Source organism: Celeribacter persicus, from assembly GCF_003050785.1.
GTDB classification, from domain to species: Bacteria; Pseudomonadota; Alphaproteobacteria; order Rhodobacterales; family Rhodobacteraceae; genus Celeribacter; species Celeribacter persicus.
On the sequence record NZ_QAOH01000001.1, the window covers coordinates 487,042 to 503,538 of the forward strand.

Below are 16,497 nucleotides of genomic sequence, written 5' to 3' on the forward strand. Positions count from 1 at the left end.
TTTTAAATTCGCCGCTTCGTCCCCAGATGGAGCATATCGTCAACGGCCCCCTAACCTAAGGAGAATGGCCCATGTTTGAAAATCTGTCCGAACGCCTGTCCGGCGTCTTCGACAAGCTCACCAAACAAGGTGCCCTGTCCGAAGACGATGTGAAAACCGCGCTACGCGAAGTGCGCGTCGCCCTGCTCGAAGCCGACGTGTCCCTCCCGGTCGCACGCGATTTCGTCAAGGCGGTGGGCGACAAAGCCACTGGGCAAGCGGTCACCAAATCCGTCACCCCCGGCCAGCAGGTCGTCAAGATTGTCCATGACGAACTGGTCCACGTCCTTGCGGGCGACGAGGGCGAGATCGGCACGCTCAAGGTCGACAACGCCCCCGCCCCGATCCTCATGGTCGGTCTGCAAGGTGGCGGTAAGACCACGACCACCGCGAAACTCGCCAAACGCCTGAAAGAGAAACAGGGCAAGCGCGTCCTCATGGCCTCGCTCGACGTCTACCGCCCGGCGGCCATGGACCAGCTCAAGGTGCTGGGCGAACAGATCGGCGTCGACACGCTGCCGATCGTTCCGGGCCAGAAACCCGCCGACATTGCCCGCCGCGCCAGGCAACAGGCGACGATGGGCGGCTATGACGTCTATATGCTCGACACCGCCGGGCGTCTGTCCATCGACGACGCGCTGATGGCCGAGGTCGAGGAAGTCAAGGCGATCACCACGCCGCGCGAGACGCTACTGGTGGTCGACGGCCTCACCGGTCAGGACGCCGTGCACACCGCCGAGAACTTCGACGGGCGCATCGGCATCACCGGCGTCGTTCTGACCCGGATGGACGGTGACGGGCGCGGTGGGGCGGCGCTCTCCATGCGCGCGGTCACCGGCAAGCCGATCAAATTCGTCGGTCTCGGCGAGAAAATGGACGCGCTCGAAGAGTTCCACCCGGAGCGGATCGCGGGCCGTATCCTTGGCATGGGCGACATTGTGGCCCTCGTCGAGAAGGCGCAGGAAACCATCGAGGCTGAACAGGCCCAGCGCATGATCAAGCGCTTCCAGAAAGGTCAGTTCAACATGAACGACCTGAAGATGCAGCTTGAGCAGATGCAAAAGATGGGCGGCATGGAAAGCATCATGGGCATGATGCCGGGCATGGGCAAAATGGCCAAGCAAGTTCAGGACGCCGGTTTCGACGACAGCATCATCAAACGCCAGATCGCCCTTGTGAACTCCATGACCAAGAAAGAGCGCGCCAACCCCGCGCTGTTGCAAGCCTCGCGCAAAAAACGCATCGCGGCGGGTGCCGGTCTTGAGGTTTCCGAGCTGAACAAGCTTCTGAAAATGCACCGTCAGATGGCGGACATGATGAAGAAGATGGGCAAAATGGGTAAAGGCGGCATGCTGAAACAGGCTGTGAAAGGCATGTTCGGCAAGGGCGGCCCGCAGGGTCTCGAAGATATGGACCCGGCGAAAATGGCCGAAGCCACCAAGGCGCTGCAAGGCGCGATGCCGAAGGGCATGGGCGGCCTTCCCGGCCTCGGTGGTGGCATGGGCCTGCCATCGAACCTCTCGGGTCTTGGGAAAAAGAAATAACCATGACCCTCGCCCCCACCATAGAAACCCAGCGCCTGAGGTTGCGCGCGCATATCGAAGCGGATTTCGATCCCTTTGCCGATATGTTCGCCTCCGAGCGCTCGCGTTTCATGCATGGCCCGCTCACCCGGCGTCAGGCGTGGTTCGCCTTCTGTGGGGATGTGGCGCAATGGCAGTTGTTCGGCCATGGCGCATGGGGCGTGGAACGTCTGGAGGATGGCGCGTTCGTCGGTCAGGTCGCACTCAACAAACCACCTCATTTCCCGGAGCTGGAACTCGGCTGGTTCGTCATGGACGGGTTCGAGGGCAAAGGCTATGCGCTGGAGGCCGCCACAGTCGCCCGCGATTACGCCTATGTCGAAATGGGGCGTGACACGCTGGTGTCCTACATTGACGCGGCGAACACGCGTTCGATCGCTCTGGCCGAACGGATGGGCGCGGAATTGGACGAGATGGCTCAAACGCCCGATGGCGAGGCCTGCCTCGTCTACCGTCACCCGACACCCGAAGCGCTGCAAGACGGCGGCATGGAGGCTTACGCATGAACGAGACCCAGAAACGCGCTGCGGAAATCCTCAAGGAGCACCGCGAAAGCATCGACCGGCTCGACGCGATCCTCGTCTACACCTTGGGCGAGCGCTTCAAACACACTCAGGCCGTGGGCAAGCTCAAGGCCGAAAACGATCTTCCGCCGTCGGACCCGGCGCGCGAAGAGAAACAGATTGCCCGGCTCGAAGAACTTGCCATTGCGGCGGACCTCGATCCGGAATTCGCAAAAGCCTTCCTGAAATTTATCATTCGGGAAGTCATCCACCACCACGAAAAACATCAGGAATGACAGAGAGTTAATCTCTGACAAATAGCTAATCTCAGGAGAAACAACCATGGCTATGAAAATTCGTCTCGCCCGCGGCGGTTCCAAGAAACGTCCGTTCTACCGCATCGTCGCCACCGACTCCCGCATGCCGCGCGACGGTCGCTTCATCGAGAAACTGGGCACCTACAATCCGCTCCTGCCGAAAGACAGCGAACAGCGCGTCCAGATGGACATCGACGCCGTGAAAGCATGGCTCGACAAAGGCGCCCAGCCGACCGACCGCGTCGCTCGCATGCTCGAAGCGGCTGGCGTGCTTGAGAAAAAAGAGCGCAGCAACCCGAAGAAAGCCGTCCCGGGCAAGAAAGCTCAGGACCGCGCCGAAGAGAAAGCCGCGAAAGTTGCCGAGGCGGCCGCCGCTGCTGAAGAAGCCGCTGCTGCTCCGACCGAAGAAGAAGCTGCCGCAGAAGAGTAAGCGCACCGGGCCTTTGCCCCGAACGATTCCGTCTTCCGGGCGCGGGCAATTTGCCTGCGCCCTTTTCCAATCCTGCTTTGGTGGTGAGCAATAAAAACATGGGATTTCCACATCCTGCCGTTTGCCCACACTCAAAGTTCACCTCAGCTTAACCCGCTATCGTGCCTGTATATCTGAGCACAAACAGGGGAAAAACATGACCAAGACTGCTGCAGTCGGACAGTTTTCTGCCGCTTTTCGGAACGATTTTGCCGAGCTTCTGCGCTGGCGTCGGGATGTGCGCCGCTTTCAGACCGACCCGGTCGACGAAGCCGTGCTTGCGCGCTGTCTTGAAACCTTCACTCTCGCACCCTCCGTCGGACTGTCACAGCCATGGCGGATCATCCGGGTCACCAGCGACACGGCACGTCAGGCCGTGTTGGAGAATTTCACGACTGCAAACCAAAAGGCCCTTGCCGGATACGAGGGCGAAACCGCCAAAGCCTATGCAAATCTCAAACTGGCCGGTTTGCAGGAGGCCCCTGTGCAGCTGGCCGTATTCTGCGACACCGCGACCGAACAAGGCAAAGGCCTTGGGGTCCAGACCATGCCGGAGATGCTCCGATATTCCGTGGTCAGCGCAATCATGCAGTTCTGGCTGACATTGCGCGCGGAAGGCATCGGACTGGGCTGGGTCTCCATTCTCGACCCGCAAGCTCTCTGCGCCAGTCTTGAAGCGACGCAGAACTGGTCTTTGGTCGGCTATCTCTGTATCGGTTACCCCGAAGAGATCACGCGTGAGCCTGAACTCGAACGCGCGGGCTGGGAGCAACGCAACGCTTGCCCCGAGATCATCGAGCGGTAATCTGAGCCCCCGAGGGCGGAGGACAACATGAGTGACACGCGGATCATCGTCGGAGCTATTGCGGGCGCCTTTGGCGTTCATGGCGAGGTGCGGATCAAAAGCTTCTGCGCCGAACCGGAGGCCATAGGGGACTATTCCCCGCTGACCTCCGAGGGTGGCACGGAATACGTCCTGACCCTGACCCGCGCGATCAAGAACGGCTTTGCCGCCGAAATCGAGGGGGTCGAGACCAAGGAAGAGGCCGACGCGCTGCGCGGCGTGACGCTTTATGCCGACCGTGACCAGCTTCCGTCTCTGCCCGACGACGAGTTCTACCATGCCGATCTGATCGGCCTCACCGTGCTCGACACCGGCGGCACCATTCTGGGTACCGTGCGCAATGTGCTCAATCATGGCGCGGGCGATCTTCTGGAAGTGCAGGGAGCAGACCTCAAGACACCGGTACTGCTGCCGTTCACGATGAAAAATGTGCCGACGGTCGATCTTGCCTCGGGCCGGATCATCGCCGATCCGCCGGAAGGTCTGTTCGAATGAGACCCAAAGGAACCAGGCGGGTGATTATCCACGCCGGGTTCCACAAAACCGGCACTACGACCTTGCAGAAAACCTTCGAGCTCAACCGCGCGGCGCTCGATGAGCATGTGGAACTCTATCTGCGTTACGACTTTCGCACCCGCTTGCTGGCGCGTCCGGTCCGAAGATTTGCCGCGGCGCGCAACAAGAGCGCAAAAGACGCCATTCTGGATGAAGCGCTTCTGTTCTTTGCCGGGCTTGACGACAACGACCCCCGCCCCGTCTTCATCAGCCACGAAAATCTTTCCGGCACGTTCATCGGTAAGGACCGCGTGGCGAACTATGCGGCGGCCCCTATTGCGATCGGCCTCATTCAGGAGGCCTGGCGCCGGGTGACCGGCGGCACAGAAGGGTTAGAGCTGTTGTATTCCACCCGCAAAACGGGCTGGATCGCCTCCTGTCACTGGCAGAGGGTACGACAGGACCGCGAAACCCGCGATCTCGCCACCTACGAACGGCAGTATGCCGAAGCCGCCGATCTCGATCATGCCGTCGATCAGATCCGCGATGCGGTCGCACCCAGTCCGGTGCATCGTTTTGCAATCGAAGAGGTTGCACATCCCGCGCTTGCCGCACTCGACCTGCTTGGCCTCTCGGAGCTCTGGCCCATGCTCGACATTCCCGACAACCAGAACACCACGTTGGGAGAAGACGTGCGCGCCCGGCTTCTCGCCCTCAACCGCTCGTCTTTGCAGGGGGCCGAGTTTCATACGCGACGGCGCGCGCTTCTCGGTTTGTCACAGCCGGATTAACGTGTTGTGCGCCTTGCGTCACTGACACAACAGGATCATTTTCCCATCCGCTGATTTCCAAGACCTGCCGGTCAGGTCTATATGAACCCATGAGTGACGATTCGACCCCGCCCCTGCCCAAAGGCACAGAACAGAACACCACTGGCAAAGCCAGATCGCACGGTCGTTTGGCCGTGCGTCCGACATTGCAACCGCGTGAACTGATGACCAACACGCCGGACATCGCGGGCGTGTGGAAAGCCAAGGTGATCACCCTTTTCCCCGACGCCTTTCCCGGTGTGCTGGGCGAGAGTCTGACCGGCAAGGCGCTTCAGGACGGGCTTTGGCAGTTGGAAAAAATCCACCTGCGCGAATTCGGTGTGGGGAAACACAAGAACGTGGATGATACCCCTGCTGGCGGCGGGGCTGGCATGGTGATCCGGCCCGATGTGATGGGCAATGCGATTGATTTCGCGATGAACGGCACACCGCCGGATCGCAGGGACTGGCCGTTGGTCTATCTCTCGCCCCGCGGCAAACGCTTTGATCAGGCCACGGCAAAACGCTGGTCGAAAGCGCACGGCATCACGATGATCTGCGGGCGGTTCGAGGGGGTCGATGACCGGGTGCTGTTTCACTACGGCATCGAGGAAGTATCTCTGGGCGATTTCGTCCTCACCGGCGGCGAGATCGCGGCGCAGGCCATGATCGACGCAACCGTGCGGCTTCTGCCCGGAGTTCTCGGAAATGCGGAAAGCGTCGAAGAAGAGAGCCACTCGAACGGCCTTCTCGAACATCCGCAATTCACTCGCCCCGCCGAGTGGCGCGGCCTGCCGATCCCGGAGGTTCTGATGTCCGGTCACCACGGCAAGATCGCCGAATGGCGCTTGAGGATGGCGGAGAAGATCACGCGGGATCGCAGGCCGGATATGTGGGAGGCCTATGAGGCGCGCCAAACCAGTCGAAAAACCAAGGAATAAAGGGCATTCCCCTCTTGATCGGAACAAAAACCGGGCCTATACACCGCGCGTCCGGGACCGGAATCGGTGCGCGGGCCTTTTTGCTATTTGCGGAACGGCTTCTTCTCCGTCCACCACAGCATGGCAGAATGACCAAAGCAAAGACGACCTGAACCCTCCGGCGGGCATCCTCCTTACAGGACAGTGATGGACCCGATCGAAGACGCGGAGCTCTGAGGCGAATGAAACCTTCGTGGCATACCACGAGCAAATTGGAGTGTAAGCGATGGATCTGATCGCACAGCTTGAAGCCGAGCAAATCGAAGCTCTCGGCAAAACCATCCCGGATTTCAAGGCCGGTGACACCGTCCGCGTCGGTTACAAAGTGACCGAGGGTTCGCGCACCCGTGTGCAGAACTATGAAGGTGTCTGCATTTCCCGTAAGAACGGCAAAGGCATTGCCGGTTCCTTCACGGTTCGCAAAATTTCCTTCGGTGAAGGCGTTGAGCGTGTGTTCCCGCTCTTCTCCACCAACATCGAATACATCGAGGTGGTACGTCGCGGCCGTGTGCGTCGTTCGAAACTGTACTACCTCCGCTCCCGCCGCGGCAAATCTGCCCGTATCGCGGAAGTCACCAACTACAAGCCGCTCGAAGCCTGAGGATCGTCACGATGAAAACCGATATCCATCCCGACTACCACTTCATCGACGTCAAAATGACCGATGGCACCGTCGTGAAAATGCGTTCCACCTGGGGTTCCGAAGGCGACACCCTGTCGCTCGACATCGACCCCTCGGTGCACCCGGCCTGGACCGGCGGCAACTCCCGCCTGCTGGACGCCGGTGGTCGCGTTTCCAAATTCAAAAACAAATACGCTGGCCTCGGCTTCTAAGCCTCCGCCCGTATCTGACATGCAAAGGCCCGCCGATTGGCGGGCCTTTTCGTTTGGGGTTCGTATGAGGGCGGGCCTCATTGCGCCGCAGCTTCGGCCAATAGCGGCGTGATCACCCGAACCGCTGCCCGACGATTGGCCCGTTCGGCCTCGACGGTCGGCACTTTCAAGTAGCGCTCACCATAGCCTTGCACGACCATGTTCTCCGGCGGCACGTCGAAATATTCCGTCAGCGCCAGAGCGAGGCTCTCCGCACGACGGTCCGACAGGGCGAGGTTCATCGTCGCAGCCCCCACGGCATCGGTATGTCCCTCGACCAGGAACACCTCACGCGGGTTCGCGGCAATCGCATCGCGCATCGCCCGACCCAGAGCCGCGAGTTCTTCGGCCTCGGTGGGAGAGATCGCCGCAGAGCCGGTCGCGAAATTCACATTGGTGAGTTCGATCTCCGGAGCGAGTTCGCGCACAGCCCGGATCGAGCGGATCTGGCTCAGGGAAAAGCGCCGGTTCAGCACCTCAGTCTCGGCCTGGCTCGCCGCCAGAGCCGCGCGCAATGCGTCTTCGTCCTGTGTATAGGTCACCGTCTTCTGCGTGGGCGCAGGAAGAGCGGAGACATCGACTGCCTCGATGGTTTGCGTATCATCGAAAAGCACCACGCGCCTGCCATCGGCAAGCACCCGTTCGCGGCGCAAAACCCGACCGTCCGCCGAACGGATCGTCACAACCTCCGTACCGTCTTCACGGTTGAGCGTGGTGCGCGTCGACCCATCCGTGAAAGTCTCTGTGGTCACCTGAGAACCGGGCTGGCGCAACAGGGCGTCGTCGTTCTTTAGCACCCGCAACTGTCCATCGCGTTCGACGATCACCCGGTCGCCGGTGTTGGCCACCACCTGATCGTCATCGGACAGCACATTGCCAATCACCGCGGCACCCACGGCTCCGATCAGGAATTTTTCGAGGTTGGAAAGACCATCCTCATCCTTCTCAGGTTGCACCGTGGTCTGTTTGCTGAATTCTTCATCCGAGGAGCGTGCGGTCTCTGCGGTCACGGTTTCGGTCTGAACCTCGACCTCCTGCCCGGTCTCGGCGCTGGCAGCCGCAGCGGCGGTCGTGTTTGCGTCCTCCTGTGCGGCGATCTCAGCCTCTGCCTCGGCCTCCGCCTTGAGCGCCTCTTCGGTCATCTCCACGGCCCGCGCCTCACCCGCCGTCGTCGGCACAAACCCCTCGACCTCTTCGGGCAGTTGCGGTTTGACCTCCGCGTCGGTCATCTCTCCGGCAACGGGGTTTTCCGTCATCGGATCGGCCTGGTTTATATCATCGCTGGCAGCCTCAGCGGCCTCCTCGACAGGGGCAACCGTCACATCGGTCTGCAGCTCTTCCACAGCCTCCTGCGCCTCAACCGCTTCTTCCCGAGCTGAAGACGACTCCTCCTCTTCGGTCATCACCGCATCGGACGCGGGCGGCACATCCGCGCTTTCCTCATTCAGAGGTTCAGCGGTGACATCCGTATCGCTCTCCTGCGTCACTGTCGCATCCGGAGCGACCTCGTCGGTTTCTTCGATCTGGTTTGTCGTGCCCTCAGCCGGGCTTTCTTCGGCAGCCATGTCCTCGGCCAGTTGATCGGCCAGAATGTCTTCCTCGACGACCTCCTGATGCTCGATATCCGCCACGGCTTCCTCTCCGGCGGTGGTGGGCTCGGTCTCAGGCGAGGTGTCCGCCCCGGTTTCGACCTCCTCCCGCGGCGCGGCAATGCCAAGCGCTTCATAGGCCTCAACCGCACTCACGATACGACCGTCCTTCAACAGGACTGTCCCCTCCTCTGTCATGCAGGGCGGCTGAATGTCACTGCAAGCCTCCAGGGTCAGTTCCTCGCTCACCTCCGGCGCATCCTGCGCCAGCGCGGGGGTGCTCAGCCCAAGGCCGATCAGCCCCAAACCGGTGGCAGCCGTGCTCAAAATCATGCGCTTCATGTGTCTTCTCCCATTGCGGTGCGGCACTCAGCGCGCCACACGTGATTTTCATGACAACGCGCGAGGCGACAAAACGTTTCCTCAGCCCAATCGCAACACTCGCGAACGGATCACCAAAACCGGGCGAAACGCTCTTGCACGGCGTCCAAAAACAACGTCATACAAGGGCCAAAGAGACAACACGCGCAGCGCAAAAGCGCGCGGACAGAACGGGACGACAAGACGTGGCGCATATCATCATCGTCGGGAACGAGAAGGGCGGAGCGGGCAAATCGACCGTCTCCATGCATGTGGCGACCGCGCTGGCGCGGCTTGGCCATCGGGTGGGCGCACTGGATCTGGACCTGCGACAAAAGACCTTTGCCCGTTATCTCGAAAACCGTCTGAGCTATTGCCTGCGCGATGGGATCGAACTGCCGACGCCCGAATATCGCGATCTGCCGCAGGTGGACGCCGCCGATCTGGCCGAGGGCGAGAATATCTATGACCAACGTCTGTCGATGGCCGTCGCTGGGCTGGAAGAGACTTGCGATTTCATCCTGATCGACTGCCCCGGCTCGCACACCCGTCTGTCGCAGGTGGCGCATACGCTGGCCGATACGCTGATCACGCCGATGAACGATAGTTTCATCGACTTCGATCTTCTGGCCCGCGTCGACCCCGACAGCAACAAGATCCTCGGCCCCTCAGTCTATTCGGAAATGGTCTGGAACGCGCGGCAATTGCGGGCGCAGGCCGGGCTCAAACCCATCGACTGGGTGGTGCTGCGCAACCGTCTCGGTGCGCAGGCGATGCACAATAAAAAGAAAATCGGCGATGCACTCGGCGAGCTGTCGAAACGCATCGGCTTTCGCGTCGCGCCCGGTTTTTCCGAACGGGTGATTTTCCGCGAACTGTTCCCCCGCGGGTTGACGTTGCTCGACCTCAAGGACGTCGGTGTCAAATCCGCGATGAACATTTCGAACGTCGCCGCCCGCCAGGAATTGCGCGATCTGATGAAAGAGTTGAACCTGCCCGGTGTCGAGGTTGATTTCTGATCGGCGCACGCACGATTTTTGATGCTCAGCTCAGAGCTGCCGCAGATCGTATTTGTCGGGGAGTTCATCTGGAGAGGGCTCATCGCGCCCGCTCCCGCCAAAGCGTCGCAGCCCGCTCCTCCGCCGCCGGCTCACCCAGAGTGTCGAGCGCCAGAGCGGCTGTGGCTAACACGATAGCCTCCGCAAACGGATCGTCGAGCGTTCCGTCCCAAAGTGCGCTCAGGCGCGACAGATCGGTTTCGCCATCGTTGAGCCTGCGCGTATCCTCATGAGCCGGGGGCACAAACCCGTCCCAGCGCGCGCCCGCACGCAGGCCAAAGACCTGAATGTCTTTCGACGGATTACGCTCGAACTCGCCGCCGCCCCCCTTGATCACCGAAAGGGATTTCAGCCCGAGAAGCGCGGAGGCATCGGCCTGCAACTCGCGGTAGGGCGGATGAAACACCCCCTGCACGGAAGCCTCCGCCCCACCCGGATTGAGCATCCGCGCGACCGTGTTGAGACAGGAGCGCAGCCCGAAAACCGCGCGCAGTTGCAAGAGGTGCAGAAGCTCCGGCGAGACATTTTCAAGCGGCAGATAGGCGATGCCCTCTGTCGCCATCACCTCGCGGGCATGATCCGGCCCGTCACAAGACATGATCCCGGCATAGGACAGCCCCTCACGCACCAGATGGCCGCTTTCGCCCAACCCGTTCCAGCCATGCATCAGGACCTTATATCCACCCTGCGCCACAAGACGCGCGGACAGGAGAAACCACGGTAGCCCACGCGTGCGCCCGGCGGCATAGGACGGCCAGTCGAGATCGGGCGTCGGCACGGTTACCAGCGTATCGCGCAGGGCACGGGTGAAGCCCGCGATCTCCTCGGGCACTTCGCCCTTCATCCGCATCAGCATCAGCATGGCACCGGTGCTTTCGGGCGCGGCCTCACCGCGCAGCACACGGGCCATGGCCTCATGCGCCTCGTCATATGTCAGGGATCGCGACCGGCCCGGGCCACGGCCCAGAATCCGGACAAATTCGGCAATGCTCATCAGGTGCTCACTCAGCTACTTACTCTGCGGCTTCCTGGGCCTGCACACGTTCGATCAGAGCGGCGATTTCCGGACGGCAGGAACCACAATTCGTACCCGCCTGCAACGCTTCGCCAATCGCCTCGACCGTCATCAACCCACGCGTCTCAATCGCGGACAGAATAGTGTTCACACCGACATTGAAGCAAGAGCAGAGCACCGGCCCCGGATCGGGTTGATCGGCGGGGGATTTGCCGGAAAGCACCATCGGTGCCTCCTGCCCCGGCAGGTGCGTGAGATAATCGCGCATCACGGCGACGGGTTGACGCGAGACGAAAAGCGCCGCTTGCAGCGCACCGTCCTTGTGAAAGGCGATGCGGGCCGTGCCCTTGGCCGGGTCGAGCATGGTCTGGACATCGGCGGCGGGCAGATCGAAGAGGCCGCGCGCCTCGGCAACCCAATCCTCGGGCGCCTCGCGTCCAGCCAGCTCCATCCGGTAGCCCGCATGGGTCTTCGCCAAGGCCCAATACTCCGTGTTGGCTTTCACCGGGGTCTGCGAGATCGCGAAGCCGTACCAGGCCGCCGCGAAAGGTGCGATCCCGGCGACGGAAGCCTTGCTCTCAGGTTGGCCGGAGACCGGATCAATGACCGGTGCAACCAGCGCGTCGATGCGGGCGGCGGGGGCGTTTTCCCCGGTCCAGTGCATCGGTGCGAAAATCTCTCCCGGTGCGATCCGATCCGTGATCATGGCGCGCAGGATCGCTTTGCCATGCGGCGACGTGATCTCGACAAGCGCGGTCGGGCCGATCCCCTTGGCGGCGGCATCGTCCGGGTGAATTTCAATGAAAGGCTCGCCCAGATGCGCATTGAGACGCGGCGCACGGGCGGTGCGGGTCATGGTGTGCCACTGATCGCGCACGCGACCGGTGTTGAGGCGGAAGGGATAACGCGGCTCAAGTTTAGCCACCGGCGGCTTCCACGACACGGGCAGCATCCGGCCCTTGCCATCGGGGGTAAAGAACCGCCCGTCGGCAAAGAAACGCCCGCCCTGTTTGCCATCGGAGACCGGCCAGCGGGTCGGCTCCAGCGCGTCATATTCGGCATCCGTCAGGTCCTTGAGACCGGAGATGTCGAAATCCTTGCCAAAGCCGCCGGCAATTCCGGAAAGGGCCGCATATTCGCGGAAAATCTCGGCGGGGCTCTCATAATCGAAAGCCGCGCCATAGCCCATCAGACGCCCGACCTCGGCCAATTGCCACCAGTCGGGGCGCGCCTCGCCCGGCGCGGGCAGGACGATGCGTTGCCGCGAAATGATCCGGTCGGAATTGGTCACCGTACCGCTTTTCTCGCCCCAGCCGGTGGCGGGCAAAAGCACATGGGCAAGGCGCGCCGTATCGGTCGCCCCGGTGATGTCGGAGACCACGACGAACTCGCAGCCCGCAATGGCCTCGCGCACCTTGTCGGCGTCCGGCATGGAGACGGCGGGGTTGGTGTGGAGCACCCAGAGCGCCTTGATCCGTCCCTCGCCCACGGCGCGAAACATGTCGACGGCCTTGAGCCCCGCTTGCTCCGGCATCACGGGGGCGGACCAGAAATCGCCCACCGCTTTGCGGTGATCCACGTTCTCAATGTCGAGGTGGCAGGCCAGCATATTGGCCAGACCGCCGACCTCGCGCCCGCCCATGGCGTTGGGCTGGCCGGTAACGGAAAACGGCCCGAGACCCGGACGCCCGATGCGACCCGTAGCGAGGTGGCAATTGGTGATGGCATTGACCTTGTCCGTGCCCGATGAGGACTGATTCACGCCTTGAGAGAAGATCGTCACGACCTTCTCGGTGGTACACCAGAGGTCGTAGAATTCGGACAGCGTGTCATCCGACAGGCCGGTGACGGAAAGATCGTCAGCTCTGGCTGAGGCAATCGCCTCCTCAAGACCGGAAACATTCGTGGCAAACGTGGCGTCGATCAACCCGCGTCTGGCGATCTCCGCCAGAAGCCCGTTGAACAGCGCCACGTCGGAGCCGGGTTTCACCGGCAGGTGCAGGTCCGCCAGATCGCAGGATGCGGTGCGGCGCGGGTCGATGACGACGAGCTTCTGTTCCGGGCGTTTCTTGCGGGTCGCAAGAATGCGCTGATAGAGCACCGGGTGACACCAAGCGAGGTTCGAGCCGGTGAGCACGATGAGATCGGCTTCGTCGAGATCCTCATAGGTGCCGGGCACGGTGTCGGTGCCGAAAGCGCGTTTGTGCCCCGCGACGGTGGAGGCCATGCAGAGCCGTGAGTTGGTGTCGATATTGGCCGATCCGATGAAACCCTTCATCAGCTTGTTGGCGACATAGTAATCCTCGGTCAGGAGCTGACCGGAAACGTAGAAGGCCACGCTGTCGGGACCGTGTGCGGCGATGGTCTCCGAAAACCTGCGTGCGACGAGATCGAGCGCACTGTCCCAATCGGTCTCCTCGCCATGCACGCGCGGTGCCAGAAGCCGCCCGTCGAGAGAAACAGTCTCGCCCAGAGCGGTGCCCTTGGAACAAAGTCGCCCGAAGTTCGCCGGGTGGCTTTTGTCGCCACGCACATCAAGGCCACCCTCCCTGTCAGGGCTCAGGAGAACACCGCAACCGACGCCGCAATAGGGGCAGGTCGAGCGGATCGCACAGGATTGCGGTGCTTTCATGCCATCACCTCCAGAGCCGGGGCCTCCGGCGCGTCCTGATAGGCCGGGCCGAAAATCAATGTGTCGCGCATGGCGGAAATATCGGCACCGTCCCGGATCAGGTTGAAGAACCAGCCGCCGTCATCCGTGTCGCCATACATCACCGCACCAACCAGTCGCCCCCCCTCGATCACGAGGCGTTTGTAGATCGCAGCCTGCGGGTCGGAATAGGTGATGCACTCGCGTCCTTCGGCCTCGCGGAAATCACCGGCAGAAAACAGATCGCAACCGGTGACCTTGAGCTTTGTGGAGACATCCTTGTTGACGAAGGTGGCGGGCAGATCGCGCAGGGTCTGTGCCAGCACCCTGGCCTGATCGAAAAGCGGTGCGACGAGGCCGAAAACCGCCCCGTCATGCTCGACACATTCGCCAAGCGCGAAAACCCCCGGTGCGGTGGTCCGCATCCGATCATCCACAAGAATGCCCCGCCCGGTCTCGATCCCGCACTCCCGGGCCAGCGCGATGGAGGGGCGTATACCTACGGCCATCACCAGAAGGTCACAGTAAAGCATACGCCCGTCTTCGAGCAGAAGAGCCCGCACACGTCCATCGTCTCCGGCGATAATTTCTTTCGAATTGGCCCCACAGATTACCTCGATCCCCCGCGCCTCAAGCGCCTCTTGCAGGAGGGCCGCAGCGGGGCCGTCGAGTTGCCGGTCCATCAGATGATCGTTGAGATGGACAACGGTGACATGGGTGCCACGCGCCGCCATGCCTGCCGCCGCCTCAAGCCCCAAAAGCCCGCCACCAATGATGACGGCCCGGCCCTGCGGCTTTGCCGCGAGGCGGATCATCTCCTCGGTGTCTTCCAGATCGCGATAGGCGATGACGCCGGGCAAGTCATGGCCCGGCAACGGCAGGATGAACGGGCTCGATCCGGTGGCGATGACCAGCTTGTCATAGGGCACCTCGCCCTGCTCCCCGAACACCACCCGGCGCGCGGGGTCGATCCGGGCCACGCGTTCGCCGAACCGACAGATCACTCCATGGCGGGTGTACCAGCCGGCATCGTGGGTGATGATCTCATCATAACTCAACTCCCCCGCCAGCACGGGCGACAACATGAGGCGATTATATGTGCCCCGCGGCTCCGCGTTGAAGAGCGTGATGTCGAACGCGCCGGGGCATTCCGCGACCAGATGGTCAAGCAACCGCCCCGTCGCCATTCCCGCACCGATGATGACAAGCCGTTCCGCCATATCTTCACTCCGCCGCGATGGCCTTCGGTTCAGACTTTTTTGGTTTTGCGCCGTGTTCGTATTCTTCGAGGAAATCGAGCACTTCCTGCCGATAGGCATAGTAATCCGGGTGCTCCAGAAGCGCCTTGCGCGTGCGCGGACGCGGTAGTTTGACCTCGGTGATCTTGCCGATGGTGGCCTGCGGCCCGTTGGTCATCATCACCACGCGGTCGGCAAGAAGGATCGCTTCGTCCACGTCGTGGGTCACACAGATCGCGGTGACTTTCGTGCGCTCCCAGACCTCCATGAGCACCTCCTGCAACTCCCAGCGCGTCAGGCTGTCGAGCATGCCGAAGGGTTCATCGAGGAGGAGAAGTTTCGGCGAGAGGGCAAAGGCGCGGGCGATGCCCACCCGTTGCCTCATGCCGTTCGACATTTCCGAGGCGGGCTTGTCCATAGCATCAGCGAGACCGACCCTCTCAAGGTAATACTCAATGACGTCCTGCCGCTCGGGCTGCGACGCGCCGGGATAGACCTTGTCGACACCAATGGCGACATTCTCCTTCGCGGTGAGCCAGGGAAACAGGTTCGGCGACTGAAACACCACGGCCCGCTCGGGATCGGCACCACGCACCTCGAAGCCGTCGAGCTTGATCGCGCCTTTCGAGATGTCATTGAGACCGGCGGCCATGGTCAGAACCGTGGATTTGCCACAACCCGAGTGCCCGATCAGCGAAATGAACTCACCGCGGTTCAATTTCAGATTGAAGTCTTCCACGACCGTGAGCGGCCCCTTGGGCGTCGGATAGACCTTGTGCAGCCCTTCGAACGTCAGGAACCGCTGGTCGATCAGACCTTCCTGCGCCTTGGCGACGGCGGCGGGCACCGGCTGATTGTGGATCGCGGTGACGTTGGGCAATTGCTTGCTGCCTTCGGCCTTGGCCTCGATGCCCACATCCATCAGGTAATTGGTGACCTGCGCGCGCAGATGATGGAAGGTTTCGTCGTGGTTCATCTCGCCCCGGTCGCGCGGACGCGGGATGGTGACCTTGAACTCTTCGCCAAGCGTGCCGTCGGGATTGAGCGCGATGATCCGGTCGGCCAGAAGAATCGCCTCGTCCACATCGTTGGTGATCAGCACGCAGGTTTTCTTGTCGGCTTCCCAGATGTGTTCGATCTCATCGGCAAGGTTCGCACGCGTCAGCGCATCGAGCGCTGAAAGCGGCTCGTCCAGCAGCAAAACCTCCGGGTTCATCGCCAGAGCGCGCGCCACGTTCACCCGTTGCCGCATCCCGCCCGAAAGCTCCGCCGGACGGCGTGTCTTGGCGTGGCTGAGACCCACCATCTTGACGTAGTGATCGACCTTTTGTTGTTGCTCCGCCTTCGAGAGGCTCGGGAAAATCGCCTCCACCGCCAGAGACACGTTCTGATCGACCGTGAGCCAGGGCATCAGCGAATAGTTCTGAAAGATCACGCCGCGCTCGGGGCCGGGGCCGGTCACCGGCTGGCCTTTGAAGCTCACGGACCCGGTCGAGGGCGTATCGAGCCCGGCCATCAGGTTGATCAGCGTCGTCTTGCCGGAGCCGGAGAACCCGAGGAGCACAAGGAATTCACCCTCCTCGACCGACAGGTTGATGTTCTTGAGGACTTCCGTGCGGTGCAGACCCTCACCATAGCCCTTGGACACGTTGTCGAATGTCAGGAAACCCATGGC

15 protein-coding genes and 1 pseudogene are annotated in these 16,497 nt (G+C 61.8%); 11 read left to right on the top strand and 5 right to left on the bottom strand.

Translation table 11 applies throughout. The features are described from left to right. Positions 1–71 precede the first annotated feature (71 nt). The 10 genes from ffh (at position 72) to rpmE (ending at position 6,873) form a co-directional block, all read left to right on the top strand. A complete protein-coding gene (gene ffh / locus C8N42_RS02485) occupies positions 72–1,583 on the top strand; it encodes a signal recognition particle protein (RefSeq protein WP_107814934.1) in 1,512 nt (503 codons plus the stop codon). Between the two features lie 2 nt (positions 1,584–1,585). After that, positions 1,586–2,128 (top strand): GNAT family N-acetyltransferase, encoded by a 543-nt coding sequence (locus tag C8N42_RS02490; protein WP_107814935.1) that lies wholly within the window; start codon positions 1,586–1,588, stop codon positions 2,126–2,128. Next, on the top strand, positions 2,125–2,421 hold the full coding sequence (locus C8N42_RS02495; protein WP_066702063.1) for a chorismate mutase: 297 nt from the start codon (positions 2,125–2,127) through the stop codon (positions 2,419–2,421). Before C8N42_RS02490 ends, C8N42_RS02495 begins: the two co-directional genes overlap by 4 nt. 46 nt (positions 2,422–2,467) lie before the next feature. Further along, on the top strand, positions 2,468–2,872 hold the full coding sequence (gene rpsP / locus C8N42_RS02500) for a 30S ribosomal protein S16 (protein WP_107814936.1): 405 nt from the start codon (positions 2,468–2,470) through the stop codon (positions 2,870–2,872). Between the two features lie 196 nt (positions 2,873–3,068). After that, positions 3,069–3,716 (top strand): 5,6-dimethylbenzimidazole synthase, encoded by a 648-nt coding sequence (gene bluB / locus C8N42_RS02505; protein WP_107814937.1) that lies wholly within the window; start codon positions 3,069–3,071, stop codon positions 3,714–3,716. A 27-nt stretch (positions 3,717–3,743) separates the two neighbouring features. Continuing rightward, positions 3,744–4,250: a ribosome maturation factor RimM gene (gene rimM / locus C8N42_RS02510; protein WP_107814938.1), complete on the top strand. Its 507-nt coding sequence runs from the start codon at positions 3,744–3,746 to the stop codon at positions 4,248–4,250. Continuing rightward, positions 4,247–5,041, top strand: a complete 795-nt coding sequence (locus tag C8N42_RS02515; protein WP_146168233.1) for a hypothetical protein — start codon at positions 4,247–4,249, stop codon at positions 5,039–5,041. The genes rimM and C8N42_RS02515 overlap by 4 nt, the downstream gene beginning before the upstream one ends. Before the next feature lie 89 nt (positions 5,042–5,130). Further along, positions 5,131–6,000 (top strand): tRNA (guanosine(37)-N1)-methyltransferase TrmD, encoded by an 870-nt coding sequence (gene trmD / locus C8N42_RS02520; protein ID WP_107814940.1) that lies wholly within the window; start codon positions 5,131–5,133, stop codon positions 5,998–6,000. Between the two features lie 265 nt (positions 6,001–6,265). Then, on the top strand, positions 6,266–6,640 hold the full coding sequence (rplS, locus tag C8N42_RS02525) for a 50S ribosomal protein L19 (RefSeq protein WP_107814941.1): 375 nt from the start codon (positions 6,266–6,268) through the stop codon (positions 6,638–6,640). An 11-nt stretch (positions 6,641–6,651) separates the two neighbouring features. Further along, complete coding sequence (rpmE, locus tag C8N42_RS02530; RefSeq protein ID WP_107814942.1) at positions 6,652–6,873, top strand: 50S ribosomal protein L31; 222 nt, start codon at positions 6,652–6,654, stop codon at positions 6,871–6,873. A 77-nt stretch (positions 6,874–6,950) separates the two neighbouring features. Here the strand turns inward: rpmE and C8N42_RS02535 are convergent, their stop codons facing one another. Further along, positions 6,951–8,843, bottom strand: coding sequence for an OmpA family protein (locus tag C8N42_RS02535; RefSeq protein ID WP_245889942.1), 1,893 nt, complete (start codon positions 8,841–8,843; stop codon positions 6,951–6,953). Between the two features lie 224 nt (positions 8,844–9,067). Between C8N42_RS02535 and C8N42_RS02540 the strand changes: the two genes are divergently transcribed. Next, the gene (locus tag C8N42_RS02540) at positions 9,068–9,880 is read left to right on the top strand and encodes a division plane positioning ATPase MipZ (RefSeq protein ID WP_107814943.1); all 813 of its coding nucleotides are present in this window, start codon (positions 9,068–9,070) and stop codon (positions 9,878–9,880) included. A gap of 79 nt (positions 9,881–9,959) precedes the next feature. Here the strand turns inward: C8N42_RS02540 and C8N42_RS02545 are convergent, their stop codons facing one another. The 4 genes and pseudogenes from C8N42_RS02545 to C8N42_RS02560 all read right to left on the bottom strand — a co-directional run bounded on the left by C8N42_RS02545 (position 9,960) and on the right by C8N42_RS02560 (position 16,494). Continuing rightward, positions 9,960–10,913 carry a glycosyl transferase family protein gene (locus C8N42_RS02545; protein WP_107814944.1) on the bottom strand — a complete coding sequence of 318 codons (954 nt, stop codon included), beginning with the start codon at positions 10,911–10,913 and terminating at the stop codon, positions 9,960–9,962. A gap of 19 nt (positions 10,914–10,932) precedes the next feature. Continuing rightward, positions 10,933–13,566, bottom strand: a complete 2,634-nt coding sequence (locus C8N42_RS02550) for a nitrate reductase (RefSeq protein ID WP_107814945.1) — start codon at positions 13,564–13,566, stop codon at positions 10,933–10,935. Then, positions 13,566–14,804 (bottom strand): annotated as a pseudogene (locus C8N42_RS02555) (NAD(P)/FAD-dependent oxidoreductase); the annotation flags it as partial. The pseudogene C8N42_RS02555 and the gene C8N42_RS02550, both read right to left, overlap by 1 nt. A 4-nt stretch (positions 14,805–14,808) precedes the next feature. Next, positions 14,809–16,494, bottom strand: coding sequence for an ABC transporter ATP-binding protein (locus tag C8N42_RS02560; RefSeq protein WP_107815073.1), 1,686 nt, complete (start codon positions 16,492–16,494; stop codon positions 14,809–14,811). Positions 16,495–16,497 lie beyond the last annotated feature (3 nt).

Bases quoted from the DNA above. Each gene is read 5' to 3' on its own strand.
- ffh (WP_107814934.1), top strand. From the start codon at position 72: ATGTTTGAAAATCTGTCCGAACGCCTGTCCGGCGTCTTCGACAAGCTC.
- C8N42_RS02490 (WP_107814935.1), top strand. From the start codon at position 1,586: ATGACCCTCGCCCCCACCATAGAAACCCAGCGCCTGAGGTTGCGCGCG.
- C8N42_RS02495 (WP_066702063.1), top strand. From the start codon at position 2,125: ATGAACGAGACCCAGAAACGCGCTGCGGAAATCCTCAAGGAGCACCGC.
- rpsP (WP_107814936.1), top strand. From the start codon at position 2,468: ATGGCTATGAAAATTCGTCTCGCCCGCGGCGGTTCCAAGAAACGTCCG.
- bluB (WP_107814937.1), top strand. From the start codon at position 3,069: ATGACCAAGACTGCTGCAGTCGGACAGTTTTCTGCCGCTTTTCGGAAC.
- rimM (WP_107814938.1), top strand. From the start codon at position 3,744: ATGAGTGACACGCGGATCATCGTCGGAGCTATTGCGGGCGCCTTTGGC.
- C8N42_RS02515 (WP_146168233.1), top strand. From the start codon at position 4,247: ATGAGACCCAAAGGAACCAGGCGGGTGATTATCCACGCCGGGTTCCAC.
- trmD (WP_107814940.1), top strand. From the start codon at position 5,131: ATGAGTGACGATTCGACCCCGCCCCTGCCCAAAGGCACAGAACAGAAC.
- rplS (WP_107814941.1), top strand. From the start codon at position 6,266: ATGGATCTGATCGCACAGCTTGAAGCCGAGCAAATCGAAGCTCTCGGC.
- rpmE (WP_107814942.1), top strand. From the start codon at position 6,652: ATGAAAACCGATATCCATCCCGACTACCACTTCATCGACGTCAAAATG.
- C8N42_RS02535 (WP_245889942.1), bottom strand. From the start codon at position 8,843: ATGAAGCGCATGATTTTGAGCACGGCTGCCACCGGTTTGGGGCTGATC.
- C8N42_RS02545 (WP_107814944.1), bottom strand. From the start codon at position 10,913: ATGAGCATTGCCGAATTTGTCCGGATTCTGGGCCGTGGCCCGGGCCGG.
- C8N42_RS02550 (WP_107814945.1), bottom strand. From the start codon at position 13,566: ATGAAAGCACCGCAATCCTGTGCGATCCGCTCGACCTGCCCCTATTGC.
- C8N42_RS02560 (WP_107815073.1), bottom strand. From the start codon at position 16,494: ATGGGTTTCCTGACATTCGACAACGTGTCCAAGGGCTATGGTGAGGGT.